Source organism: Rhodococcus rhodochrous (assembly GCF_014854695.1).
Classification (GTDB): Bacteria; Actinomycetota; Actinomycetes; order Mycobacteriales; family Mycobacteriaceae; genus Rhodococcus.
Map to the genome: position 1 here is coordinate 53,202 of NZ_CP027558.1, position 26,077 is coordinate 79,278.

16 protein-coding genes and 5 pseudogenes are annotated in these 26,077 nt (G+C 64.7%); 6 read left to right on the forward strand and 15 right to left on the reverse strand.

All coding sequences use genetic code 11. The features are described from left to right. The first annotated feature begins 23 nt into the window (after positions 1-23). The gene (locus C6Y44_RS25225; RefSeq protein WP_192379006.1) at positions 24-758 is read left to right on the forward strand and encodes a DUF6602 domain-containing protein; all 735 of its coding nucleotides are present in this window, start codon (positions 24-26) and stop codon (positions 756-758) included. A gap of 1,164 nt (positions 759-1,922) precedes the next feature. On the opposite strand, the gene C6Y44_RS25230 is transcribed toward C6Y44_RS25225, so the two are convergent. The 8 genes and pseudogenes from C6Y44_RS25230 to C6Y44_RS25265 all read right to left on the reverse strand — a co-directional run bounded on the left by C6Y44_RS25230 (position 1,923) and on the right by C6Y44_RS25265 (position 11,109). Then, the gene (locus tag C6Y44_RS25230) at positions 1,923-2,240 is read right to left on the reverse strand and encodes a hypothetical protein (RefSeq protein ID WP_192379007.1); all 318 of its coding nucleotides are present in this window, start codon (positions 2,238-2,240) and stop codon (positions 1,923-1,925) included. A 157-nt stretch (positions 2,241-2,397) separates the two neighbouring features. Further along, a complete protein-coding gene (gene istB / locus C6Y44_RS25235; RefSeq protein WP_192379008.1) occupies positions 2,398-3,162 on the reverse strand; it encodes an IS21-like element helper ATPase IstB in 765 nt (254 codons plus the stop codon). Positions 3,163-3,228: 66 nt separating this feature from the next. Further along, positions 3,229-4,770 (reverse strand): IS21 family transposase, encoded by a 1,542-nt coding sequence (gene istA / locus C6Y44_RS25240; protein WP_192379009.1) that lies wholly within the window; start codon positions 4,768-4,770, stop codon positions 3,229-3,231. A 190-nt stretch (positions 4,771-4,960) separates the two neighbouring features. After that, positions 4,961-5,650 (reverse strand): annotated as a pseudogene (locus C6Y44_RS25245) (hypothetical protein); the annotation flags it as partial. Positions 5,651-5,655: 5 nt separating this feature from the next. Further along, positions 5,656-6,743 (reverse strand): annotated as a pseudogene (locus C6Y44_RS25250) (site-specific integrase). 353 nt (positions 6,744-7,096) lie between these two features. Beyond that, entirely contained in the window at positions 7,097-8,431 is a 1,335-nt protein-coding gene (locus C6Y44_RS28425) for a hypothetical protein (protein ID WP_318653687.1), read from the reverse strand. Positions 8,432-8,779: 348 nt separating this feature from the next. Next, complete coding sequence (locus C6Y44_RS25260) at positions 8,780-9,559, reverse strand: hypothetical protein (protein ID WP_157127016.1); 780 nt, start codon at positions 9,557-9,559, stop codon at positions 8,780-8,782. Between the two features lie 470 nt (positions 9,560-10,029). Continuing rightward, positions 10,030-11,109, reverse strand: coding sequence for a hypothetical protein (locus C6Y44_RS25265; RefSeq protein ID WP_033098610.1), 1,080 nt, complete (start codon positions 11,107-11,109; stop codon positions 10,030-10,032). Positions 11,110-11,908: 799 nt separating this feature from the next. Between C6Y44_RS25265 and C6Y44_RS25270 the strand changes: the two genes are divergently transcribed. From C6Y44_RS25270 to C6Y44_RS25280, 3 genes are all read left to right on the forward strand, one after another. After that, positions 11,909-13,309 carry a glycosyltransferase 87 family protein gene (locus C6Y44_RS25270; RefSeq protein ID WP_225623879.1) on the forward strand — a complete coding sequence of 467 codons (1,401 nt, stop codon included), beginning with the start codon at positions 11,909-11,911 and terminating at the stop codon, positions 13,307-13,309. Between the two features lie 5 nt (positions 13,310-13,314). Continuing rightward, positions 13,315-14,568 (forward strand): glycosyltransferase family 87 protein, encoded by a 1,254-nt coding sequence (locus tag C6Y44_RS25275; protein WP_192379010.1) that lies wholly within the window; start codon positions 13,315-13,317, stop codon positions 14,566-14,568. 166 nt (positions 14,569-14,734) lie between these two features. Next, complete coding sequence (locus C6Y44_RS25280) at positions 14,735-15,589, forward strand: class I SAM-dependent methyltransferase (RefSeq protein ID WP_033098618.1); 855 nt, start codon at positions 14,735-14,737, stop codon at positions 15,587-15,589. Positions 15,590-15,608: 19 nt separating this feature from the next. On the opposite strand, the gene C6Y44_RS25285 is transcribed toward C6Y44_RS25280, so the two are convergent. Together C6Y44_RS25285 and C6Y44_RS25290 are read right to left on the reverse strand one after the other, a co-directional pair. Next, complete coding sequence (locus C6Y44_RS25285; protein ID WP_033098608.1) at positions 15,609-17,498, reverse strand: glycosyltransferase; 1,890 nt, start codon at positions 17,496-17,498, stop codon at positions 15,609-15,611. Between the two features lie 240 nt (positions 17,499-17,738). Further along, entirely contained in the window at positions 17,739-18,062 is a 324-nt protein-coding gene (locus C6Y44_RS25290; RefSeq protein ID WP_225623880.1) for a hypothetical protein, read from the reverse strand. Between the two features lie 360 nt (positions 18,063-18,422). Between C6Y44_RS25290 and C6Y44_RS25295 the strand changes: the two genes are divergently transcribed. After that, positions 18,423-19,679: an IS701 family transposase gene (locus tag C6Y44_RS25295; protein WP_106199178.1), complete on the forward strand. Its 1,257-nt coding sequence runs from the start codon at positions 18,423-18,425 to the stop codon at positions 19,677-19,679. 100 nt (positions 19,680-19,779) lie between these two features. Here C6Y44_RS25295 and C6Y44_RS25300 read toward each other — a convergent pair. The 5 genes and pseudogenes from C6Y44_RS25300 to C6Y44_RS25320 form a co-directional block, all read right to left on the reverse strand. After that, positions 19,780-20,166: pseudogene (locus tag C6Y44_RS25300) on the reverse strand (transposase); the annotation flags it as partial. Positions 20,167-20,176: 10 nt separating this feature from the next. Continuing rightward, complete coding sequence (locus C6Y44_RS25305) at positions 20,177-22,270, reverse strand: ISAzo13 family transposase (protein WP_192379011.1); 2,094 nt, start codon at positions 22,268-22,270, stop codon at positions 20,177-20,179. Positions 22,271-22,286: 16 nt separating this feature from the next. Beyond that, positions 22,287-23,105: pseudogene (locus C6Y44_RS25310) on the reverse strand (IS256 family transposase); the annotation flags it as partial. A 211-nt stretch (positions 23,106-23,316) separates the two neighbouring features. Then, positions 23,317-23,832 (reverse strand): Cap15 family cyclic dinucleotide receptor domain-containing protein, encoded by a 516-nt coding sequence (locus C6Y44_RS28495; RefSeq protein ID WP_192379012.1) that lies wholly within the window; start codon positions 23,830-23,832, stop codon positions 23,317-23,319. Positions 23,833-23,895: 63 nt separating this feature from the next. Beyond that, positions 23,896-24,777 (reverse strand): annotated as a pseudogene (locus C6Y44_RS25320) (IS3 family transposase); the annotation flags it as partial. 250 nt (positions 24,778-25,027) lie between these two features. Here C6Y44_RS25320 and C6Y44_RS25325 point away from each other — a divergent pair. Beyond that, on the forward strand, positions 25,028-26,074 hold the full coding sequence (locus tag C6Y44_RS25325; RefSeq protein ID WP_192379014.1) for an IS110 family RNA-guided transposase: 1,047 nt from the start codon (positions 25,028-25,030) through the stop codon (positions 26,072-26,074). The last annotated feature ends 3 nt before the right edge of the window (positions 26,075-26,077 follow it).

Genomic DNA, 26,077 nt, shown 5'->3' on the forward strand with positions numbered 1-26,077 from the left:
TGATCATCGTGACAAGGACTGTTATGACCAACAGGTTCGACCTTCAGAAGGCTTATCTTCGCAAGCAGGAAGAGCTCCTTGCGAAACTGAATCTTCCCTCAGGATTCTTCGACCATCCGACCGCCAAAGGGGATGCCGTCGAGGCGAACTGGTGCGCAATGCTCCAGGAATTCCTACCTCGACGCTATGGTGTCGGCCCCATATTTGCTGTGGACTGCCACGGTCAGCAAAGCGAGCAGATCGACCTTGCTGTTTACGACTGTCAATATGCGCCCCTTTTTTTCTCTTCACCCACCGGCGTTCTGGTAGTGCCAGCGGAGAGCATTTATGCAGTTTTTGAGGTCAAGCCCCGAATCGACAAAGACTACGTCTACTACGCCGGAAAGAAAGCGGCGAGCGTACGTGCCCTGCACCGTACTTCTGCCGAGATCCGGCATGCCGGCGGTACCTATGCACCCCAGGACCCCGACTCGAAACCGATCCTCGGCGGGATTCTTGCTGCGACGTCGTCTTGGGTCGATCTCGAAGGCAAGGCGGCGACGAAGGCCCTCAGCAATGCCCCGGACGGGCGTCACCTCGACATCGGTATCGCTCTTGACGCTTTGGCCTTTGACCGCGATGTCACCAGCGGCGATCTCTCTTACAGTCCGGCGGACACTCAGCTGATCTGGTTCGCTCTGCATTTGTTCAAGAAGCTGCAAAGCCTCGGGACGGCACTTGCCATTGCTCTTGACGATTACGAGCGAGCTCTCTACTGACCCGGTATTCCTTCCGTCCTCCCTGGCTCACTGATCAGCACCGGATACGGGCTGCTCGACATCGGCGCCAGCGGTTCGTGGGCGGCGACGGTGAACCCCGAGGCCTTGTCGTCGGCAGTGGTCCGCATCCCGCTGTCAGGGCTGGCAGACCGTGGCCATCCGATCGAACCGCCGGGTGTCCTGCGAGCCACGATCCATACGCACGAATGGCTCATACCCGCTTCCAACTTCTCAGTTAATAGTCGGGATACCCCACTGCTAAGAAGTGCGGAGAGACTGAGCAGCGAGTAGCCACAACCTGTGTCTTGTCTGGCCTGGAAATTAGTAGATGGGGCACCGTGGAGTTCGAATCCAGCCATGCTGCAAGGTTTGAGTCAAGCATCCGGCCTAACCGGAGACATGCTTCGTACCCCTGTTGCGCACTGAGGCGACGCTGCTGGCCGCTTAACGGAAATCCGTTGATTAACGGTTCGTGATGAGCGGCCCGATTCCTCAAGTCGTTAACGGTCTTGACTACGCTATGCATCCATTCTCGGCGGTACTTTACTCCCGCAGCTTTCGCCTCGGCTCGAGCTCCTTTGAATCCGCCGCGCAAGACCATCCACAATGCGTCGTAATCAGCCTTCTCATCCCGTGGCCCGCGTCCGACTGGTCCCCCTTCATCCAGAAGATTGGTCCAGAACCCGAACATACAGTTGGCAACGAGCCGACCAGGGAGCGAGGCATCGCTCTTATCTTTTCGTTTCCCCTTAGGAATGCGGTCCCATGCTGTTGCCAGCTGTCCCATCGTCCTCTGGTCGAACGTGGGACCGCTCTCGTACCATCGAGGACCCCACTTCTTGACAAGTTGAGCATCCATTGCGTTGCGCATAGATACTTCAAGTATGGCAATGTCAGAGAGGATCGCCATGGATAGATCCCGGTTCCAAACGTAGAGCTTCCGAGCCATATGTGGATCGCCCGCTGCTGCATTCAGGTACGTCTGCATACGCCCAGGTGAGAGCGCCGAATCCAGTATCGGGTCTAATGGCAGCGTGTTCCCCACGCAGCAATACGCGCTGTGCATCGCTCTACCCTAAGGTCTTTAGCGTTGAAGATTGGACAACAGCATCCCTAGTCCCGTACTCTTGCAGATGCACTCCCCGGCACTGCGCCCCTCTTGGTCTAAACCATGATGCCGCCGGGGTTTTTTTCTGTGTTTATTGCCGGATTCTGTAGCCCCTTCAGCACCCTCATCAAGTCGTCAAGCAGCGCATCGGCGCGTTGTTCGATCTCGTCGAAGGCGTCGTCAAGGCCGCTGAGGCTCTCGTGGTTGCGTAGGCGGGCCGCGGTACCACGTTCGTAATAAGACGGGTCAAGCTCAAGTTCCGGCTCAACGCAGGCTTCGGTCTCTTCCCCCTGCGTGATGGGTAGTGTCTTCCGTATCGGGGCACGGCCGGACAGGTGCACTCGCACCAGCATCGACACCGACTGTGAGGTCATCGATTGCGCGTGCGGGAGGTGCCCCCAGCGGTCGATCGGACACAGCAACGGTTGCCGGGTGTCGACCGTCGCGTAATTCCCCAGGGGTTTCCGTCATGGAATTCCCCATGTCCGGGTGTGCTGAGTCGAGGGTAGCCGGGCCGGTGCCCGGGTTGGTTCAGTTCGCGGCCGCGGTGCGGTTTCCGGGGCGTTTGCGTGGCCGGTAGGACGGGCCGTCCATCAGGATCTGGTGGCTGGTGTTGATCAACCGATCGAGCAGGGACTCGGCCACGACCGGATTCGGGAACAGCGGATACCAGTCCTTCGGGGCCCTGTTGCTCGTCAGAACCAACGGCTTGCCGGCGATCGCCCGATCGGACACCAGATCGTAGAGATCATCGGACTGGGTGGTGGTGTGCTCGCGCATCCCGAAGTCGTCGATGATCAACACCAGCGGCCGGGTGTACTCGCGCATCCGTTGACCGATGGTGCGGTCGGCGTGTCCACCGGCCAGATCGGCGAGCATCCGGGAACACTTGACGAACCGAACGTCCCCACCGCGTCGGGCCACATGATGCCCTAGTGCTTGTGCCACATGTGTTTTGCCGACGCCGACGGGTCCGTAGAGGATCACCGACTCGCCCGCGTCGAGCCACCGCAGGGCCGCGAGGTCCCGCAGCATCGCGGCCGGGAGCTTCGGGTTGGCGGTGAAGTCGAAGTCCTCGAAGGTCGCTTGCTGCTCGAACTTGGCCCGGCGCACCCGCCGGGCCAAGGCAGCGGTTTCGCGGCGGGCGATCTCGTCCTCGCAGAGCACCTGCAGGAACTCGAGGTGCCCGAGTTGCCCGTCGCGGGTTTGCGCCAGGCGCGCGTCGAGGGTGTCGAGCATGCCGGTCAGCTTCAAGGTTTTCAACGCAGCCCGCAGGCTGGGATCATGGATGGTCATGGCAGGTGTCCTCACAGCATCTAGTGAAAGTATTTGCAGTTCAATCTTTCTGGCGAGGTGAACGGATCAGGCGGATCGTTCGGTGTCGAATGCGGCTGGCCCGCGCAACAACGCTGGTGCAGTGATCCCGGCGTCGGCCTCGGCGCGGTCGTCGTGTTCGGTGCCGGCGACGAGGATGCCCTTGACGGTGCGATAACGCGGATCACCGATCTCGAGAGCGCGGGCGCAGGCCGCATCGATGCGGGCGTCGTCATAGCCCGACCGCAGCCGGATGATGCCCTGGATCGACCGCAGTCGATGGATCGCGTTGACCTGGGACAACTCGTCGACGATCGCGACCGCGCCGGGCCCGATCTGCTCGGCCTGGACCCGGCACCACACCACCGTCTGCAACGTGAACGCGGTCTTCTCCGGCGGATAATGCTCGGGATTGGTCGCTCTCCCGGACAGGCGGCGCACATGGGTGGCCACGACCTGCTCGTCGTGGAAGATCTGCACCACATCCCCCGCGGTGCGCACCAGCAATCGTCGGCCGATCAGCTGCCACGGCGCCGAATACAACGCCTTGCCGGCCTTGACGTGACAGTCCGGGGCCAGCTTGCCGGTGGAATAGACCACCGGCTCGAACCTCCTGGGCGGCAACGGCGTCAGGGTGTGCTTTTCGACGGCATCGAACACCACCGCCGGGTGCGCACCACCGAGACCGCGATGCTGGTGCCGGCCGTAGACGTCGGTGCACCATGCCAGTGCGGCGTCCTGCATCTGCGTCAGCGAGGTGAACTCGCGGCCTCGGAAGAACGAGTCCCGGATATAGGGCATCGGGCGTTCGATGCGTGGTTTGTCCTTGGGTTTGCCGGCCCTGGCCGGATCGATGAGCACCTGATAGAAGTCGGCGAGTTCGGCATAGGCCCGGTTGATCTGCGGATCGTAGAGATCGGGACGGTCCACCCCGGTTTTGAGGTTGTCGCACACCATCCGCGCCGGGACGCCACCGAAGAACTCGAACGCGGCCACATGCGAGGCGCACCATGAGGTTTGATCCATCCGCAGCAACGGTTGGACGAACAGCATCCGTGAACACGCCAGAATCACCGCGAACGCCCATACCGCCACCCGCCGATCCGTCGCCGGATCGCGCCACATCCCCAGCTTGCCGTAGTCGACCTGACCCTCGTCGCCCGGCGGGACCGGGCCGCGAGGAAACGTGGCCTTCGACGCCGCGACACGATCGGCGAATCGTGTTGCGATATACCGCCGCACGGTCGATTCCGAAACGGGAACACCGCGATCGTCGCGCAGGCGTTGAGCGATCGTCGCCACGGTCACCGACTCGTCGAGTTGGCCCTCGATCCAGGTGTGGTGGGCGGCGATCGCCGGCCAGGTCACCGCCCGCGCCGTCGGGTCCACCACTTCCGGGAACCAGGACGTGATCAACTCGCGCCACAGGTTCTCGTCGAACTTCCCGCCGTCGCCCGGGCTCAACCCCGCCGCCAGCGCCGGCGCCAAGTACTTGCGGATGGTTTTGCGGTCGAGTCCCAGGGCTGTCGAGATCTGCACCTGGGAGCGGCCGGCATGCCAATGCCGGAACAACTCCATCAGATCGGTCATGGTCCACGTTCTCCTTGCCACCGTCGGGCCCCTTCCCAGGCCCTCGGTGGACCTTGGGAAGAAGCGAACCTGCAGCAGCACCCACACCCCGGCCGACACGCCCCAAAGGTGGGGAATTACGTGACGGCCGGGTGAGGAATTACGTGACGGGTCGACCCCTCAACCTGGGGAATTACATGACCGCTGACAGCCGGGCCTGTTCCGCGTCGAGTGGACCCGTGATGATCTCGGTGGGGTCGGTGAGGTGATGGCGCAGCAAGTGCGTGCCGGGGAACTGGTCGAGGAACGCCTGGATCTCCGCCCACCGCTGATAGATCGTGGCGGCCGGGTTGTCCCCGCTCTCGGGATCCGGTGCAAGGCGGAAGCGTTCGCCGGCCCGGGTCGTGATCACCAAAGTGTCGCCGTTGAGGCGGATATCGCGGCGGCGCAGCCGGGTGATGTCGCTGAAGTTCATGCCGGTGCCGGCGAGAACCAGCACCAGGGCGTCGCGGCGGCCGAACAGTCCGCTCGGCCACCCGGTGGTGGGTAGCTCGCCCGCCCGCCGCAGCAGAAGCCGAGACAGCCGATCGAAGCGTTCGGCGCGGGCGGTGTCGAGGTGCCGCCGCACCGTCTCGGTCCGCCCCGGCGGCGGGTAGCCGTGGCGGGTGTGGACGGCGTTGATCGCCGACAGGCGGCGCCGCTGCGTCGCGACCGCGGCGGGGTGCTCGTGCAGGAACAGCGCGAGGGTCTCCGGGGTGGCAGGGATGGGCCGGTGGTCGGCGGCGGCGCACCAGTCGGCGAACAGCGCCCAGTCGTGCCGGTAGCGGGCCGGGATGCGCAGGCCGAGGTCGGCATCGTGAACCTCGTTGCGGCGGATGCCTTCTCGTGCGGTGCTGGTCATCGCGGTCACAACCCGAGATTCGTGACAGCGTTCCCGATGAGCGGGGCGTGTTCGCGGGCGTAGGCCTCCAGCATGGCGGGGGTGCTGTGCCCGGTCTGGCGCATGATCGTGTGCGCGGACGCGCCGTTGCGGAAGGCCTGGGTGACGAACCCGGCCCGCAGCGAATGCCCACCGAGCTGTGCGACGATCTCCGGGTCGTAGCCGGCCCGGGTGGCGCGGCGACGGATGGCCTTGTGCACCGCCACCCCCGACAGGGCGGTGTCCGAGAGATTGCCGTTCTTCCGGATCGATCGCAGCCACGGTGATGACGGGACCATGCGCGGCCGCACACCGCGGCACACATGCGCTTCGAACGGCTCGGCGGTGCGGAGCAGGCGGATGACGGCGGGGCGGCCTCCAGCGTCGGAGGCGGAGACGATCTGCGCCCACCGCATCCACGCACACGGCGGGCAACTGGTGTGGTTGTGTATGAACGGCAGCACCCGCACCGTGCCTCGTCCTTCCTGATCGGTCTTCGATTTCCGGAGGCGGATGTGCAAACCGTCGAGCCGGTGCAGGGACACGTCGTTGCAGGTGAGCGCGACGAGTTCGCTGCGGCGGAACGCTCCCGCGAAGCCGAGCAGCAGGATCGCACTGTCGCGGCGTTCGAGGACCTCGTCGGCCCAGCCGGTGCTGTCCGCTCGCATCTTGTCGACGATGGTGAGGATGTCGGCGGTGAACAGCGGCGCTCGCGGACTGCGGGGCCGCTCCCCTGCCGCGGAGTAGTCGCGGCGGATCCCGGACAGGGTCGTGGTGACCAGCTCATCCGTCCCGGGGGCGGGATGGCCGGCGCGGCGATGGTGGAAGCCGATCCCGGCGACCCAGCGGGCCAGCGTGGCCGGGGAGTAGGCCCGCTCCCCGCCTCCGTCACCGTCGCGGCGGCATCGAGGAGGTAGGCGGCGACGGTGAGCGGATGCGCCGGCAACGCCGCATGCCCTTCCTGCCGGCGCCAAGCGGTGAAGCGGGCCCAATCGGCGGCGTAGTTGCGCCGCGTCGACTCGGACCGTGACCGCGAGACGGTCCCTGCCACCTTCGTGAGGGCCTCGGCTGACAGGGCCGGGACGGACGGCACGGCAGGGTCCCCGGAAGTCGGTACAGGCGGCGAAGAGTCGTCCGGGCGAAAGCCGACACGGGTCCGTGCTCGACGGCAATGAGCGGCGTATGTGTCGGCTCGAACGGCGCCCGCCCTGACGCCTCTGGTGAATCCTCAGGGTGGGCTTTTCTCGCCGTAACTCATCGGCCCATCGGTGAGTAACGCCATGACAGGAAGATCTCAGAGGCACCGGTGTTCGGGGTGGTGACGTGGACCGAGCCGCCGAAAGCCCGCGTAGTCTTCCGTTCGTAAGTCGCCGGCATCCTGCGCGAACAACCAGAAGTGAGCTTGGGATCTGTGTTCGCCCGTCCGATTCAGTGCGGTTCGGTGAAGAATTTGTCGCCGCGGTCGTCGTCGGTCCCGCGGAGGTCGGGAGGAGGTAGCAAGGTATCGGCGAAGCGGTACGAACAGCCGATGTCGTCGACCGATGCGATGCCCCAGTTGTCGCGGAACCACGCCACGCAGGTCGTGGCGATCAGGTCCAGATCGCGGCTGAAGAAATAGCCGTCGGTGCAGTCGTCGAAGTGGTTGTCGAAATACCAGCGATCGAGCACGACGCCGGCGGTCGAGTAGTCGGCGAGCAACAGGTGTCCGAGCTCGACGGTCGAGCGGCGCAACAACATCACGTCGTTGTCGAGTACCTGGATCTGCGCGCACACCACCTGCTCGTCCTCACCCCCGTCGCTGTAGTCGCGTGGTCCGAGGTCGAGAACGAAACCCACCGGCTTGTCCGTCATTGACTCGACCAGCCAGCCGGCCATTTCGGACCAGTGCTCCTCGAGGTGCTGCGGTTCCGGCCCGACGGACCAGGTGTGGCCACAGTGCCGGCACCGGTAATCCGGCAGCGCACCGTCGTCGCCAGGGGTGCATCCGGCTGCGATCGTGCCCGGAGGCGGCGGCGTGGGCGGCATCCCCCACATCAACCGAAGCGCCTGATGACGGCTGCATTCCGGACACGGTGGGCGCTGGACGAACAGGATGTCCATCACGGTCGGCCCGTACGGCTCGTGCAGCTGCGCATGGCACCGAGCGCAGACCCGCACCGCCAGACCCGGCCGCGGGAACATTCCCATATCTGCGGCATCCTCGTCGTTGCAGAGGTGCACCTCGAGAACACTCGGTGACTCGTGCCCTGAGACTGCGGCAGAAGGGCCGGTATCGCAGCACAGGCACTGCGCGGCTCCGACGATGTCCACACCCGTGTCATCGTGCTGGAGGCGGGTAGCGGCGCAGCCGGTGGTGTCACGAAGCTGCCACGGCGTCGGTTCGCTGCGTTCGGCATCGTAAGCAGCCATCCACCGTTGTGCATAGTCCGGATCGAGGGTGGCCGGTGCGGTCGGCATCGGCTCGCCCATGCGCTGTTCGATGGCGGGCACCGAGATGCCGTCCGTCTCGGCACCGGCGCTGTCTTCGGTGTCGCATCCGCGGTCGGCCGAACTCGACGTCAGAGTCTCGATGTTGAGGATCATCGGCTCGCGAGCGGGCACAACGATGATGACCGTGTCGCCGGACTCGTACTGCGCCGGCATCTCCCAGAGCGGATGGGCAGCGTCAGCGATGTGGTCGAGTGCGAAGTACGAATCGAGAGCATCTCGGCGAGGCGACAACCGGCACAGGTGGACCCGGGGTGCTCGTGTGTGTGCGTCCATACCGACGAGCATGTCACCAGTGGGCGACAGCATCACCCGAGCGAGAGAAGCGTACGAGCATGCCGGAGTGGACAATCTGGACCCTTATCGGTCTCCAAGCACTCGGGAATGCAACGGCGCGAGAACTCCATGCGCTGATCGAATACCCAGGGGTACGGATGCAGGCCTGCCCGCCCCGGTGCTCCTACATCATGCGTAAGTGCGGATACTCTCGCTGCGCTGCGCCGATGTGGGCTGCTGCCGGTCAACGCTGGGCACTGCCGAGTGCGGATGGTTGGAACGAGAAGTGACCGGCAAGATAGGGCATCTACTGGAGGGAGATGAGAGTGCAGTAGCCGCGCCCCTGTCCTACACCTCGGGGAAGGACGGGCCGTAGGTCAGCACAACGCGTAGCGACCGGGCCAGGCTTTCCCAGTGGTCGTAGTTCTTTGGGCGCTTTTCGAGAATCAGGACCGGTTTCACCTTGGCTGTGCTGGCCAGTCGATGGGTATAGTCCAGGACTTGCCCCAACCCGAGACGAATCTGCTGGTCCTGCTTGACGCCGCCCAGGCTCTTGACTTCTCCCACGTAGAGCGTCTTTTCCTTGGTCCAGCCGATGTCGAAGGCCGGTGCGCCTGGAGCCGGACGCAGGGCGAGAATGCCGTGGCTCGTCAGATGCTCTTGGAGCTTTTTCACCGTGTCTTGGTGGGCGACGGTACCGGCGTCGAGTTTGTCGAGGTCCTCCTTCAAGATCGTCGCAGGGTGGGTGGACCCGCGATGAACCACCAGCGGACCACCGAACACGCCGTTACCGGGTGCAGGCAGGACGACAGTGGTCCCCTTCGATGAGCCGAGACGTCGGCAGGGTGCCGGCTTCCTCTTGAGCAGGTTGGCGAATCCGGCGGAGTCGACCACATGCACGTGCGGGTGACGCAGAGCCCGGGCTTCTTGGACTGCGAGCAGCTTTCGGCTGTAGACCTGATCTGGGTCGGCCACGACATTCGCGTTCAGCTCGCCGTATACGAGCAGAGTCAGCGAGTGGGAGAAGTCCTGCACGACGGCGTCCGCACCGCGGCCGAGTGCCAAAGTTCTGCACTCTTTTTTGGTGTGGTGGATCCCGTTGATCCTCACCCTTCCGGTGAAGGTCACATGGTGCCCCCGCAGGGATCTGACCCAGCCGTCACAGTCATGTATCGACATCGTTCTCCTCATGGTCACATGTCCACTCCACGATGCACGATACGGCCGTTCCAGACCGACACAGAAGCGAATCAGGCTGCAGAACAGCGTGTTTCAGCGACTTGTGGTGGTCTTCCATCTCGATCTGATGCCGGTGTCGTCGACCGATCCGTTGACCACCGCAGGGATGTGCTTCCAACGCCGCCGACCATGCGCCCTCTACTTCGGACCCGACCGATGCCAGCGACTACGCGGAGTCCCTTCCCGACAGAACCACACCGGCGCATTCGACACCACCATCAACGGCCATGGGGCCCGATGGCTCCATCTGCCAGGGGCCAGCCGGATGGGACCCGGCGACTGCCTTACGGGAACGGTTGATTGCTCTCGCCCAGGACTCACCCAACCAATTCCGCGAAGGCGCACCAATCCCTAGGGGTTCAACACACCGGATCATCGGTGTCGTTGCTGCGGGTAGCGTTCAGCGACGCGAGTTGCACGGTGCCGGTATACGGTGCCGACGATCCCAGATCCGATTCACCCTCGGAATACAGGTGAACGTTGATGTAGCCGGGATCGTTCGTCCGTCGTGATACCGCATCCCGGGCATGGTCTGCGAGACGTTCCGAGTGGTAGTCGATGCTCAGGCAACTGTGGGGTCCGGTCGCGTTCGTGCCCACCACTCGGCTGTCCTCGACCGCATCCTCGGGCAGCAGTTGCCGGGCGGCATCCAGGGCCACATCCTCAGTCACCGCTGTAGCGAACACCAGATCAGCGCTCCACAACTCGTGCCCGGCCCGGCCACCCCCATCGGAATAGTCCTCGAGGCACAGCACGGTATCGGCGTCAAACTGGAAGGCGTATCCCTGACCGAAGGTGAACTCCCCCAGCCGAGAGGTGCATTTGGACAGCGGCACCGGTTCGAAGCGTCCCTGGTACCAAGACAGGGTCGAGGCGATACCGCGCATCCCGTTCTCGTCGACCGGCCCTGAGGACAGGGCTCGTTCGACAGGTGCGGGCTCTGCGGAGGCGCTCACCTGGGGGCAGAAGGCGGTGCGCAGATAGCTATACAGTCTCGACGCCGACGTTGGCGGCGCTCCCTGGTCGACGTCGTCGTCGATCACCTGTTCCCAGCTGCGGTATCCGCTGGCCACCTCCGCGCAGGTCTGTGCCATTACCACCGCGAAATCCTGCCGCTGGGCGAATGTGGTGGCTCGGCCGTCGAGTCCGTAGCCGGCGCCGTCGGCGCGGGCACCGAGTTCACACACCAGCGCATCGCTCACCCCCGCTGCCGCCAGTCGGGTCTCGACACTGCCGTCCGACGCCTCGACGGGCAGCCCCTCGTCATCGCCACACGGCTGTTTCTTCTGCGGCGTGGTTTCCGAGGTCATCGTCGCGCCGGCCGAGGCGGAGGTCTCAGGCAGCGACTGGGAACCGGTCTCGTCACTCGGGCCACAGGCCACGAGCACCGTCGTCAGTACGCCGCACGCGGCCAGTGAAGCCGAATTCTTCGTAATCACGGGTGTCCTCCGAGTTGTTGCGCTATCGAAAATTTCACCGGGTGAATCCTCCGGAAGACGTGACAATGACGTGTCCGGTCGCGTAGACAACACACGACGCCTTTGTGCATACGTATTTACACGTATTCATCGTGGTCTTGGGCGGACGAAAGCCGATATTTTACGAGGTGGTCACCGTTTTCCTGATGGCCGGGCGGTGACGACGGGCGGCCACTGATGTAAGAAGATCTGCCACGGGGTCGGTTGTGTCACCGTGGCAGATCTTCTCAGGGGCAGTGGAGTTTTCGGGAAGAACCCTCCGATCTTCCCGGTGGACTCCGGTCAGACCACGGTGTCGATCAGGTCTGCGCTGCCGGTCGACAGGGTCTGCAGGACGACGTTGAAGTTCTCGATGAAAGCACTCAGGATCTCGGTCATCGTTTTCTCCTCGTGTCGATTCGGACCCGGCCCGATCCGGTCCGGGTCGCCCTGGCGTTTCCTGGGCTGTTTATCTATTACCCGCCGCAACAGATGCATAACCTTCCCCCCATAGAAAATGGGTGATCTGTTTCACATCAGTTTCGTAGAGAGCCAGAATTGACCGAGTCAGCATGCCTTTCTTTCTCAACCGGCGACGAAGAGCAGGACGCAACCTTCTGCATCTCCAAGGACGCCTACTCCTGCCAGGATCGCTGCGGTTGTCCGAAGCTTTCGACAGCACGACCCCGGGTAGGGACTGCTCATGGCTTCGGCAGGTGTGTTGGAGTCTGAGCCGAGGACGGTACCGGCCTAGGTTCGGATCATGCGGAGAGGACACCGAGTGCAGCATCGACAATACGGGCACGGACCGGCAGGAGATGAACACCTGCCTCGCTGGTGGCCGGCCGGGGCGATGGTCGTTGCCGCGCTGGCCTTTCTCGCCCACGATCGGTTGCTCGGCTGGCACGATCACTACGGGTTGTTCGGCAATGCTGTCGATGCGGTGGTTTATCGCCATGGCGGGATGACGGTGCGGACCTCCGAGCCGCTGTACAACTTCGTGTTGTTCGATCTGCTGCCCTTCACCTACCCACCCTTCGCGGCACTGGTGTTCGTGCCGCTGTCGATGCTTACGGTTGCGGGCACGATGATCGCGGTGCACCTGACGAATTTCGTGCTGCTGTATCTGACGGTGTGGTTGAGCTGGCGTGCTCTCGGCTATCAGGACACCACGCGTCTGCGCATCGTCAGCGGCGCGCTGGCGGTGGCGTGTACCTGGCTCGAACCGGTCCGGATGAGCATCTGGCTCGGGCAGATCAACCTGCTGCTACTGGTACTGGTGCTGTGGGATCTGTCCCGGCCCGAGGCCAGCCGGTTGCGGGGCATCGGGGTGGGTGTCGCCGCCGGACTGAAACTGACCCCGGCCTTGTTCATCGTCTACCTGGCGGTGGTGCGGCAGTGGCGCGCTGCGGTCGTCGCGGCCGGTACCTTCGCCGCCACCATCGTGGTCGGCTTCGTGGTGATCTTCACCGATGCCTGGACCTACTTCACCGACGCGATCATCCGGTCGGACCGGATCGGGTTGATCTCGTCCCCGGCGAATCAGTCGATCCGCGGGATCCTCGCGCGCACCCTGCACACCGACGAGCCGTCGATGTGGCTGTGGCTGATATGCGCTGCGGTGGTTGCGGCCGCCGGACTGAGTGCAGCGGCCCTGGCGCAGCGCCACGGTGAACAGTTGCTGGCGCTGACCCTGTGTGGTCTGACCGCGCCGATGGTCTCCCCGTTCTCGTGGGGACATCATTGGGTGTGGACGGTGCCGCTGCTGGTGCTGTGCCTGGACCGAGCGCGGCGCCGACGCCGCTGGTGGGGTTATCTTCTCCCCATAGCTGCGGCGTTGCCGCTGGTGGCGTGGTACCGCTCCTATCCGGACGGAGTGGTGGCCATCGGCATCTTCATGACCCCCGCCGAACCGGTGCTGCGCACCGTCGCGCAGTGCGCCTATCCCCTCATCTTCGCTGTCGCGGTGACAGCCGTGCTTCTCGCCTACGGTCGGCGCACCCCACCGGCCGGCGCGGCGGTCTGCGACGCCGGCAGTACCGACAGGCCCGCCGCGCCGCGCAGCACACCCCCGATCCTCCCGTCATCCCCCGCACGCAGCAGTGGGCACCAGGACACCGACACCACCACGTCAGAAACCCGCCGCGACCGCGGGCACGACCCCGCCCCGCCCGTATCGTGACCGGCATGTCCGTCCTGCCTCGTCTGCTCGGCGCGATCGAACCTCGCACCGCCCGCTCGCTGCCTCAGGCGGCCACCTACGCGCTGTGGCCGCTGGCGGTGCTGATCGTGCTGCAACGACTCTGGTGGGCGCTGTCGGAGCCGTTCCCCTCCGGCCGGTTCCTGACCGTGTACGACGCCTCGTTCGCCTTTATCAACCCTCACCTCGCCGAGCACAGCGATCCGGCCGCACTCAGTCCCGGTGCCGCAATGCTCACCGCGCCCCTGGCGGTGATGACACCCGAGACGGCCTGGTGGTGGTGGCAGGGCTGTTCCGTCGCAGCACTGCTCACAGCCTGGTGCCTGGTGCTGCGGGTGCTGCACCTTCCGATGCGCTCGCCGGCGACGCCGGTGCTGCTGGGTGGAATGTTCCTGTGCGGTCCGGTGACTTCCACCCTGCTCACCGCCGATCTCGGCGCGTTCGTCCTGCTCGCCCTCACCCTCTGGCTGCTTCTGGCGGTGCGCCACCGCGAGGTGGTCGCGGCGATCACGCTCGGGGCTGTCGTGGCGTTGATGCCGGTCTTCGCGGCGTTGCTGATCGTGCCGCTGCTGCGGCGCCGCTGGGTCCAACCCCTCCTCGCCGCCGCGGTCGCCACCGCGATCGCCGTGCCGGTGTGGATTCGTACCGGCGAGTTCGGGTTCTCCGCCCTCGATTCCACCCCCGGCTCATCCCGGTCGGTGTTCGCCGTGGCCGACTATCTGCATCTGCCCACCGTGGTGGCGATCCTGCTCGCCGCGACGATCGTCGCCGGCGCGGTCGCGGCCCTGGTGCTGCTGTATCTGCGGCGCGAGGAGCAACCGTTGACGGTGTTGACGGCAAGTGGGATCGTCTTGCTCGCCAGTTGCCTGCTCACGCCGATCGCCACCGCGGCTTATTCCCTTACGTTGGTGCCGCTGGTCGCCAGCGTGGTACTGGCCGGTTCGGTGCTGCGTAGTTGGCCGGCTTGGCTGGCCGTCTATGCCTTCGGCACCGACGAGAACTGGTCCTCGGCCCACTTCTTCGCATTCGGCACCCACCTCGAGATGCTGCGCCCCACCCTCGGCTGGATGCTGCTGCTGGCCACCAGTCTCACCATGCTGGCCACCGGGCATCGCACTCCTGTCGGCCCGATCCCTGACCGGACGATGAAGACTTCCCCACTCGAGTGGGACTCCTCGGGAGGCGAACACGACTCCCCGACGACCGGATCCTCGTCGGCTCCGGAACCCGGCGCATATTGATCACCGTCGCAGCACCCGAGCCGAGATCGTTCAGCGCCCAACGATCCCCGCACGGGACTACGCTCCCTGGCCGTCATGGGCTACGTACAAGATCGTCTCGTTTGCGGAGCAGAGGGTGATCTGTCTACGTTCGGGGGCACTGCCGAGCAACGATCTTGGAGGCATGATGCGCAGACGGTGGCGAACGATGGCACGCGGCAAGCTGCAGCGAGCGCTGGCCGAAGTCGTCGATGCCTCTGCCCAACGCTCCTGTGAACTCCAGGACAGACACCACGACCGGGTGCTCGCCGAATTGACCACCACGACCGCCCAACTCGCGGCAGTCCTCGAGGAGCTCAAACACACACGATCCGAGGTGAGCGATCTCAAGGACCGTCTCGCCGACTTCGAACAACGCCAACGCCGCGATCTGACCTACGCCATGGACCGCACCGCCACCGACACCGCCGCCGCGTTCGCCGTCGCGAACATGCCGACCGCCACCATCTGCGATCACCCCCATCAGACGCTGCGTTTCGCTCTCGAACAGGTGCGTATACCCGGCCTGGCCCTTGAGTTCGGAGTCGCGTCGGGCACCACCTTGTCAATCATCGCCGAGGCGCTGGGAGACGACCATCCGATCTTCGGATTCGACGTGTTCACCGGACTTCCGGAGACCTGGCGCAGCGGCTTTCCCGCCGGCGAGTTCGCCCAACAGCACCTACCCGAGGTGCCCGGCACCGAACTGGTATCCGGACTGTTCGGCGACACCCTGCCCGAATTCCTCGAGACGCATCCCGGCGACGTCGCCTTCGCGCACCTCGATGCCGACCTGTACTCGTCGACGACGACGGTATTCGATCTGCTCGGCGCTCGACTCGTGCCGGGCACCGTGCTTGTGTTCGACGAGTTCTTCAACTACCCGGGATGGCCCGAACACGAATTCCGGGCGTGGACGGAATATGTCGAACGCACCGGCATCAACTTCGAGTACCTGGCCTACACGCGCAACAACGAGCAGGTCGTGGTGCGGCTGCGATAGAGCGCCCCCGCTCGTGGCGCTACTGCTCGTACAGGCGTGCCCAGTTCTGCCGGTCGGACAGCTGCGGCAAGGCGTCGCGGTATCTGCTCTGTACTTGAGCACCTTCTGCGCGCAGACGCCGCAGCACCGAGGTCATGCGCCGGGTCAGCTGCCGCGCGGCGTACATATCGCGCGTACGCACTCGCACCCCCGACTGGGAGGCATCGGTGACCACGGCATGGTCGAACAACGACACATGCCACCAATGCGCCTCACCCGCAGGGATGCTCACCACGCCGTGCTGAGTGCGGCCTAGCCACTGGTAGGCAGCCCGCTTGGCCCGCACCAGATCCAGGCGCTTCTTGTCGGGCCGAGGCCCCGCCTTGCGCACGACCACATCTGCCCGGCGAACCCCCGGAACAGCATGCGCCGGATGCTTGATCGTCTCGGGAAACCGCATCCGCTCCTCGCGGATCGACTTCAACGCCATTTGACCACCATCGGCAAGCACATCGGGTCCGGCCAAGAAGTCCTCGATACCCCGCAAGGTGGTGTGCGCCAAACCGTACTGCATGGACACGATGTACTCGGTGATCTCCCGGGTGAGCACCTTGCCCAACTCCGCAGTGTCGAAGTCGCTGTGCAGCGCCGCGACGATCAGCGAGTTACGGACGCTGAAATACTTCGCCCAGTCGTCGCGGTCCTTCCAATGAAAATCGGCATGCCATACCCCGGCATTGGGCAAGGTCACCGTGACGAACCCGGCAGCGCGCGCCCGGATCCCGTATTCGATGTCGTCCCACTGGAAGAACATCGGCAGCGGCAGTCCGATCCGGGTGATCACCTCGGCCGGAATCAGGCACGACCACCACGCGTTGTAGCCGGCGTCAACCCTTCTGTCCTGCTGCTTTTTGACCATGTCGGCGTCGTGCAGCGAATTCTGCGCCCACCGCCCGGCCTTGAGTTTGGTCAGATCCGCTTCCTCCGCACTGACATGCAGATTCCGCGGATTCATCAGATACAACATCTGAGCGCCCACGAGTGTCGGTTCCGAGGTGACATTGGCGAACGCGTTCATGCGCAGCACCGACTCGGGTTCGCAGAGGATATCGTCGTCCATCAAGATCACGTTTGCGTGTTCATTGATCGCCGACGCCTCGTACATACCCCGGGTGAAACCGCCGGCACCACCCAGATTCGGTTGCCGGATGTAGATCAGCTTTTCACCGAGCCGCTCGGCGACCTCGACGAACAATCTCTGCTCGGACACATGGTCGGTGCCTTGATCGACGACATAGACCGCATCGATACCAGCGACCATCACCGGGTCGGCTGCAATGGCGGCGAGGGTCTGCGCGCAGTCCGCAGCCCGATTGAACGTGCAGATCGTGATGGCCGCGGGCCGGATCGTCGACGGCGAATCGACCGTCCATTCAAGGTCTCGGATCGTCAGCGGACCGTCGACAGCAACGAACTCCACCCACAACGCCCCGCCGTCGAGGAAGCAGTCCAATGCCGCTGACAGCGACGTCACCGACGAACCTTCGATCTGCACACTGCTCACCGTGCGGGCATGACCCTCGGCATCGGAGGCTCGCAGCAGGACCGTTGCCTGCCCCACAGCCTCGAAACAGAAGCCGACGCGAACCTCCCGTACGGTGGTCCACTTCTGGTAATAGCTGGCAGCGAACCGACCGAAGTAGGTGTTGGTGTCGACCCGCGCACCCTTCTCCAGGTTCAACACGAACCGCTCACGGTGTGCCTTGCCACCGCGAATGCGGGCATACAGGTCGTCGTCGACCCGAGGAGTCGGCGCGGCGAATACTCCGCGTGCCACCACCAGGCGTGCCGACGCCTCGTGTTCTACGAGCACGGCCCGTTCCGGCTCCGCATTCCCGATCGGCGGTTTCCCCGCTGCGGACATGGTCATGACGCTCCTAGCCGTTCGACGATCACCCGCAAGCCCCTCCATGGGTGCGTGTCGTCAGGGAGAGTATCAACTGTGGACTCCGCGACGCCCGGTACAGCAAGTCCGCTCTACGCAGAATCTCCGGAAGCCGCAGTTCACACAGGGCTGATATACATCGGCACCAACACAGATCCAGTGCGCACTGCGCACGACGAAGGCATCCCTATAGCGCGGTGTCAGAAAGCCTACTTCCGCTAAACGTCAGCGCCGTGGCGGGTCAGCCACCGCAGCACCATGCGTTCGGGGTTTGACGGTGTCCTCGTGGCCGACGAGCATCCACAGATAGCCGCGGCGCACCCCGAAGCCGCCGTCACCGGGAACGGTCCGCAACGCAGTCTCCACCATGTCGAGTCCCTGCGGGTCGTCGAGCAGGACGCGAGCATCGTCGAGTGTCCGGATCCCCTGCTCGTGGAGGATCGTCGCGTACTGCAGTACGGCTTCGGCCTTGAGGATGTCCCTGCGCGGTGAGGTGCGCTGCCGGTTGTTCGTCACCGCCAGCAAGGTTTCGACGGTGTCATCCTCCACGAAGGCGACCGTGGACGATGGTTCCTCAAGGGGTATAGGCGGCGCGCACATTACTCTTTCCTGCCTACTCGGGACCTACGAGCGAGACCCTCGTACCCTCCACGCCGACACAGGTGGAAGCCGCCAGCCGATGGTCAAGTCCCGGCAGGTGGTGTGCGACCTTGTCGCGTGATTCCTCATCGTTGGTTCAGGCGGTCAACGCCGGTGTCACCTCCTCGGCAGGCTCGGTGACGGTCTCAGCAGACTGGCTGTTGCTGCGGGAACGGGCAAGGACGTCGAGCCCTAGTAGGACTTTGTTAGGTTCACCACTTCTTGTTGCGAGGCCTCGAGATTCGGTGAGGTTTCCGAGACGATGGCCGGGTGGATGCCGCAGCCCTGGCCGATATTGGTGAGCGCCTCGATGCGTTCGTCGAGCAGGTGTTCTCCTCGCTCAAACGCAAGGATCAGCGGGCGACGGCCGGGATATATACGCGGGGGTTGATGCTCGACGGGCGCCGCAAGTCGATGCAGCCGATGGCCGACCGCCTCGGAGTCGATCACCAACGCCTGCAGCAGTTCGTCACCACCTCCCCATGGGATCCGGTACCGGTCCGGAAAACACTGTCCCGCAAAGCGTGTGATCTGATCTCGCCGGATGCGTGGGTGATCGACGACACCGGATTCGCCAAGGACGGCAATGCCTCACCGTGTGTGGCCCGGCAGTATTCGGGCACCTTGGGCAAGGTCGGCAACTGCCAGGTCGCCGTCAGTGTGCACGCCGCCACCGATACCGCGTCCGCACCCTTGGATTGGCGGCTGTATCTGCCCGAGAGCTGGGACGATCAGCGGTGTGACGATCCGGAGACGGCCTCGGCGATCATCGCTCGCCGGCGACGCAACGCGATTCCCGACGAGGAGCGCTATCGCACCAAGGCAGTCATGGCCCTCGAGATGCTCGACGAGCTGATCTCGTGGGGCCGGACCCCACCGGTGATCGTCGCCGACGCCGGCTACGGCGACTCGGCCACCTTCCGGCAGGGCCTGACCGACCGCGACCTGACCTACGTCGTCGCGGTCAAGGGCGCCACCCTCGCCCACCCGGGCGATGCGGTGCCGGCCACCGCCCCGTATTCCGGCCGCGGCCGGCCACCGACCCGGCGCTACCCGGCGGCGGTGACCTGCAAAGATCTTGTCCTGGCGGCCGGCGTCGAAGCACTGACCGAGATCCCCTGGCGCCGCGGCACCAAGACCGGCCCGGCCAATCCGGCCGCGGCGATGCGCTCACGCTTCGTGGCACTGCGGATCCGCCCGGCCAACCGCACCATTCCCCGCGACGAGGGCGGCGTCCTGCCCCAGGCGTGGCTGCTCGCCGAATGGCCGGCCGGAGCGGCCGCCCCCACCGACTTCTGGTTGGCCACCCTGCCCGAGGACACCCCGCTGTCGGAGTTGGTGCGTCTGGCCAAGATCCGTTGGCGCATCGAACACGACTACCGGGAACTGAAAACCGGTCTCGGCCTCGATCATTTCGAAGGGCGTTCCTGGCTCGGCTGGCACCATCACGTCACGCTCGTCACCGCCGCGCACCTGTTCCTGACGTCCCTGCGGCTGACCGACCCAAAAGCGGTCGGGCGGGACTGACCCTCTACGGCATCGTGCGCGAACTCCAACGCGCACTGGCCTATTGGATCGGCACCTGCCCGACCTGCCACCACACCTTCCCAACCTAACAAAGTACTACTAGATAGCGACGCCCTTCGATCCACTCGTCGTGCTGCTCTGCAAGAACCGCACCGACCAGCCGGATCAATGCCGTCCGATCGGGGAAGATCCCGACCACATCGGTGCGACGCCGGATCTCCTTGTTCAGTCGTTCCTGCGGATTGTTGGACCAGATCTGCCGCCAGATCTGCTTCGGAAACGCGGTGAACGCCAGCAGGTCCGCTCGCGCTGTGTCGAGATGCTGCGCGACCTTGGGTAGTTTCGACTCAAGTGCGTCGATCACCCGGTCGTACTGCGCGTGAACCGAATCGGCGTCGGGTTGGTCGTAGACCGAATGCAGCAGGGTTTTCACCCAGGGCCACGAGGCCTTCGGTGTCACCGTCATCAAGTTGATTGCATAGTGTGGCTGTAAGGAATTAATGTGTCGATTCGGGTGTGTCGCCGTCTTGCGGTGGTATCGCGGCGAGGAGGGCGGCGGCGGTGCGGTAGCGGAGGGGTGCCGGCACCGGGGTATAACCATCCTGTTCCAGCAGTGGCCGCACGTCGAGCAGGGCATTGCCGATGGTGCGGGGGCTGACCTGGAACAGTTCGGCCAGGACGGCGCGGGTGCACAGGCGCCGCAGATGCAACACGGTGACCAGGACACGTTCGGCATCGGTGATCTTCTGAAGGAAGATTCCACCGCGACCCCCGGGCATCCGTTCCCCGCCGCGTTGAGCGAAGCGGCGGCGCTCGACCATGGCGGCTTGCCGAACGGCGAGGCGTTCGACGAGTTCACCCAGTTGCCGGCGACTCATGCCGGTCAGATAAGGGTGTGACAATGCTTCAGACAGTGCCCGATTCGACGCGGGGACGGAGGTCGGGCCGTCACGGAGAAATCCCGCGAGGTCGGCGGCGGTACTCAAGCGCAGCCCGATCATCGGGGTGACGTGATGGCCGTGTTCGTCGAGCAGCATCCGAGTTTCGGCGATGATTTCGCCGATGGAGTTCGGATTGACCCCGAGCAGTTCCGAAAGCACCCGCTGGGAACAGACCTGCCGTAGATACACGACGGTGATCAGCAGCGCTGCGGCGTCCGTCAGCAACCGTCGCTTGCCGGCGCCCGGGGCCCGGCGGCGCCGACCGCCGCGTTGGTGCCAGCGGCGTTGCTCGGCGCGGGCAGCCTGAGTCGGCGCCAGCCGTGTGGTGAATTCGTCCAGCTCCTCGCGAGTCATACCGGTCAGGCGGGGGTCGGCGAGCATCGCGATGGCCGCGGCACGCTCACCTTCTCGGTCGCGGCCGGGAGTCGCAGTGGTGTTGGCGTGGGTGGGTTCGATGGTGTAGTTCCACGTTCCGCACTGGGCATGTGGGTGGATGGGTAACGCGCGCAACTCGTCTCGACCCACCGAGATTCCGATCGGGTAGTCGCCGGTGTCCAGCTCGGCGTCCACCCGCAGGCCGGTGCGGGTGCGAGTGGACGCGATGGTCTTGACCACGATCTCGTGGCTGGTCAGCGGCCGTCCCCGCCAGTTCATGGTGATCTGGGAGAACAGCCGGTGCTCGATCTTGTTCCACTTCGAGGTGCCGGGCGGGAAATGGCAGACGGTGATCGCCAACCCGGTCTCGGCTGCCAGTACAGCCAGTTCTGCTTTCCACAACCGGTATCGGTAGCTGTTGGAGCCACCGGCGTCGGCGGTGATCAGCAACCGACTCGCACGGGGGTAGTCGGCGGCACCACGCGCCTGCCACCAGCGGCGGATCGAGGCGACCGCGAACGCGGCGGTGTCGTGGTCGACGCCGACGTTGACCCAGCCGGCGTCGGTGGTCAGGTCGTAAACCCCGTACGGGATGGCCTGTTCGACATTCGGTCCGGTGAAGAAGCTGTGATCGACCACCTGCACCGGGTCGCCGCGTGGCCGCCACTCACGGCCAGGGGCGGGCAGCTGGCCGAGTTGTTCCTTCTTCTTCGAATCGACGCTGATCACCGGCTCGCCCGCGTCTTGGTGCGCCTTGACCTGCTCGTTGATGTAGCGGAATTGCGCATCCCGGTCCGGGTGCTGCTCACCTTCCAAAGTCTTGGCGTTGGCCTGCAAACTGAATCCGTTGTCCCGCAACAATCGTCCCACCGTCGGCGCGGACACCGGATGACCCTGCCGCGTCAGCTCCTCGGCCAGATGTCGCAGGGACTTGGTCGTCCACCGCAATGGACACTCCGGATCCCCACGCTCGTCCGGTTCGACTAGTGCCAACAACGCAGGTACCAGCCGCGAATCGATCGCGTCCGCGCTCTTGCGGCCACCACCCGGACGGCGGACTCGACCCGTCGGTGCCGGTTGCTGACCAGCCTCGAGCTCGAATACGCCCTTGCGGACCGTGGTCTCGCTGACGCCGGCCGCCCGGGCCACCGCCCGCACACCGCCATGTCCCAGCGATCGGGCCTCGGTCGCCAACGCCAAACGTCGCTGCCGCTCGTTCAGATGCGGCAGCAATACCTCGAACCGCTCCCGCAACCGCGCCTCGTCCTCGCTCACGAACGCCCTACCGCACCGGCCAGATCCGGATCGCAAAACAACACTTTATTACCTTACAGCCACAGTGCGTCCTGCATCGCTGCCACGAGGCGCCCGGCAGGGTCGCGCCGATCGCGGACACCAGGCCGGTATGCGCGTCGGAGGTCACCAAGCGCACCCCGGACAGGCCTCGGGCGACCAGTCCGCGGAAAAAGGCCAGCCAGCCGGCGCCGTCCTCGGCGGAGGTGACATCGACACCGAGTACCTCGCGGTAGCCCTCGGCGTTGACCCCGACTGCGACCAGGGTGTGGACGTTGACCACCCGCCCGTTCTCCCGGACTTTGAGTACCAGCGCATCGGCCGCGACGAACGTGTAGGGACCGGCATCGAGGGGCCGGTTCCGGAACGCCTCGACCTGCTCGTCCAACTCTTTCGCCATGACGCTGACCTGCGACTTCGACAACGAGGTGATGCCGAGAGTGTCGACGAGTTTCTCCATCCGGCGGGTGGAGACCCCGAGTAGATAGCAGGTGGCCACCACGGTGGTCAGCGCCCGTTCGGCGCGTTTGCGCCGCTGCAGCAGCCAGTCCGGAAAGTACGAACCCTGCCGCAACTTGGGGATCGCGACGTCGAGGGTGCCGACCCGGGTATCGAAGTCTCGATGCCGGTAGCCGTTACGGACGTTGACGCGTTCGTCGGAACGCTGGCCGTAGTCGGCACCGCACAACACGTCGGCTTCGGCGCTCATCAGGGCGTCGATGAACATCGACAACAACTCGCGCAGCAGGTCGGGGCTGGCGCCGGTGAGTCGGTCTTCGACAAGGCGGCGCAGGTCGATATCGTGGGCAGTGGTCATCGCGTGGTCCTGTCTCGAGTGACTTTGGTCGGTCTCTTCGAGAATCACGCGATGACCGTCTTTCGTTCGGTTACGACACGCCCACAGACTCATTCAGCTGCGGCTCGTACACCATCTTCATGGACGCACCCCAGCCGATAGCGGCTCTTATGTCAGGTGGCAAGCGAGGGTCATGCGGTCCGAGGAGCGACCCACGCGACCAACTGGAATGTCAGGAGTGGTCGTCGGAGCGTAGGTCCGCCACATGAGCCGCAGCCTCCTGATACGACGTGTATCCCTTGGAACGGTCCACCAAGCGGAGATCCATCTCGCCTTGGGTGTACCGATCGGTGAAATAGACACCTCGGACCGACTGAGGGACCAATCTAGCGGTGTCGAACGAGCACGTTCCCAGGTGGCGGGGACTACGCGCCCGATGCTCGGGACGGGGATCGTTCTGATAGAGAAAGTTGAGCCGTTCCACATCATCTCCAGGCACTCGGTCCCAGAAGAACGACTTACTGTCGCTTCCGCTTTCGACGGTCATCTGGCGAACGTGGAGGGACCAATAGGATTGGTTGATCACGATGTATGCAGGAATCGGACCTCGATTGCCCCCTTCCGGGATGTGACTCTCTTCCGTCGGAGTCAAGGTCGCTTCCCACAGACCATCGATTCGCGGCCGGCGGGTCAGGCGGTTCAGCGGCGGAAGGCGCCACGCCCACAGGTCCCATACGAGCAGTGCCAACGAGGCCGCGGCAGGGAACCAACCGACAATGGGGACTGCTGCACGGATAGGTGACAGATCGGGTCACGCAGCCTGTGCGGCTGGCGTGGTCATAATGGCCTCGAACTCGACAGGCGTCAATCGGCCCAGCCGGACCTGGCGTCGACGCCGATGGTAGGTCCGCTCCATCCAGGTCACGATCGCGATGCGCAACTGCTCGCGTGTGGCCCAGCGTTGCCGGTCGAGGACATTCTTCTGCAGAAGCGCGAAGAACGATTCCATGGCGGCGTTGTCGCCGGCCGCGCCAACACGCCCCATCGAGCCAACCAGGTCGTGGCGGTCGAGGGAACGGACGAATTTCCGGCTACGAAATTGCGATCCGCGATCGGAATGCACCACACATCCCGCGACCGAGCCACGTCGGGAAACTGCCGACTCGAGCGCGGCGACAGCGAGTCGCGACTTCATCCGGTCACCGATCGAATAGCCCACGATCCGATTCGAGTAGACGTCCTTGACGGCACACATATACAGCTTCCCTTCATCGGTGCGGTGTTCGGTAATATCGGTAAGCCACAACCGATTCGGATCTTCAGCAGTGAAAACGCGGCCGACGAGGTCGTCGTGGACCGGCGGCCCGGGTTTACCGTTCTTACCCCGCTGTCGTTTGCCGAACGCACTCCACCAACCGTTATCCGAACAGATCCGCCACGCCGTCCGATCGACCATCGATTCTCCGGCGCTGCGGGCTTCGTCGGCGAGAAACCGGTACCCGAACTCCGGGTCCTCGCGGTGCGCATCGAACAACGCGTTGGCCCGGTATGCCTCGTCGAGATCGGCATCGGTGACCGGGCGGGAGAGCCACCGGTAGTACGGCTGGCGAGCGATGTTCAATACCCGGCACGTCACCGCGACGGGGATCCCGTCCGCGGCCAGCTCGCTCACGAGCGGGTAGAGCTGTAATGGCATTGGCGGGCCTGCGGCCGGCTGACAGGCTGGGCTCCAGCTCGGTCGTGTGACTCCGGGTAGAACCGACCCGCCCCGGCGGTGGTGTCTTCAAAAGGACATGTCCACGACCGAGCTGCGGCTCGGTCTGCCCGCGCAGATGACTTGATCAGAAGCGTGTCCGCCCACCGCGGCGTGACTCATTACAGATATGTCTCTACGCGACTCCCCAACCGGGCCACCGAAGTACCGCCCACGAAGGAGACCCGCCATGACCACAGTCGCCGAACGGTTCGACCACGTCGTCGGCATCGACACCCATGCCCGCAGCCACACCTACTGCCTCGTCGACACACGCACCGGCGCCGTCGTCGATACCGCGACGTTCCCGACAACGACCGCCGGAATCACGCGCGCGACGAGCTGGATCACTCGACACTCGAACCGAACGAGCCTGCTTGCCGCAGTCGAGGGCACCTCCTCCTACGGCGCCGGAATCACCGCCGCCCTGGCCGCAACCGGAATCGGCGTTGCCGAAATCCGGCCGCTGTCGAGACCCTCGCGCGCTCGTACCGGCAAATCCGACCCCATCGATGCCGAAGGCGCAGCACGAGCCGTGATCGGTGAACACCTCGATCGCCTCGCCCAGCCCCGACGCACCGGAGACCGGGCGGCACTGCGCGTCCTGCTCGCTGCACGATCTCTGATGGACCAGCAGCGCACCGCCAACAGAAATGCCCTCACCGCGCTGCTCCGCAGCACCGATCTGTCCGTCGACGCACGACGACCACTGACCGATGCTCAGATCGCGGTCATCGCCGGGTGGAGAACCGGCCGCGATGACGCACCCGTGCGTGTCTTCCGTGAGGAAGCGCGCCGGCTCGCCAGGACCGTCCTCGACCAAACCGAGCTCCTACGGATCAACCACCGTCAGCTCGCGCAGCTCACCGAAGCTCTCGCGCCCGGACTGCAGAGCATTCCCGGAGTCGGCGCGGTCACCGGCGCGATACTCGTCACCGCGTACTCCCACCACGGGCGTGTCCGCTCGGAGGCCGCATTCGCCTCCCTCGGTGGTATCGCCCCGCTGCCGGCATCCTCCGGCAACACCACCCGCTACCGTCTTTCGAGATCCGGTGACCGGCAACTCAACCGCGCGATCGATGTCGTCGTTCGCACTCGCCTGAGCTGCGATCCCGCCACCCGCGTCTATGCGGCGCGTCGCCGATCCGAAGGTCTGTCCGGACGCGAAATCCGACGTTGCCTCAAACGCTACGTCTGTCGCGCTCTCTATCGCGAACTACGCACCCGAATGGCTTGACAC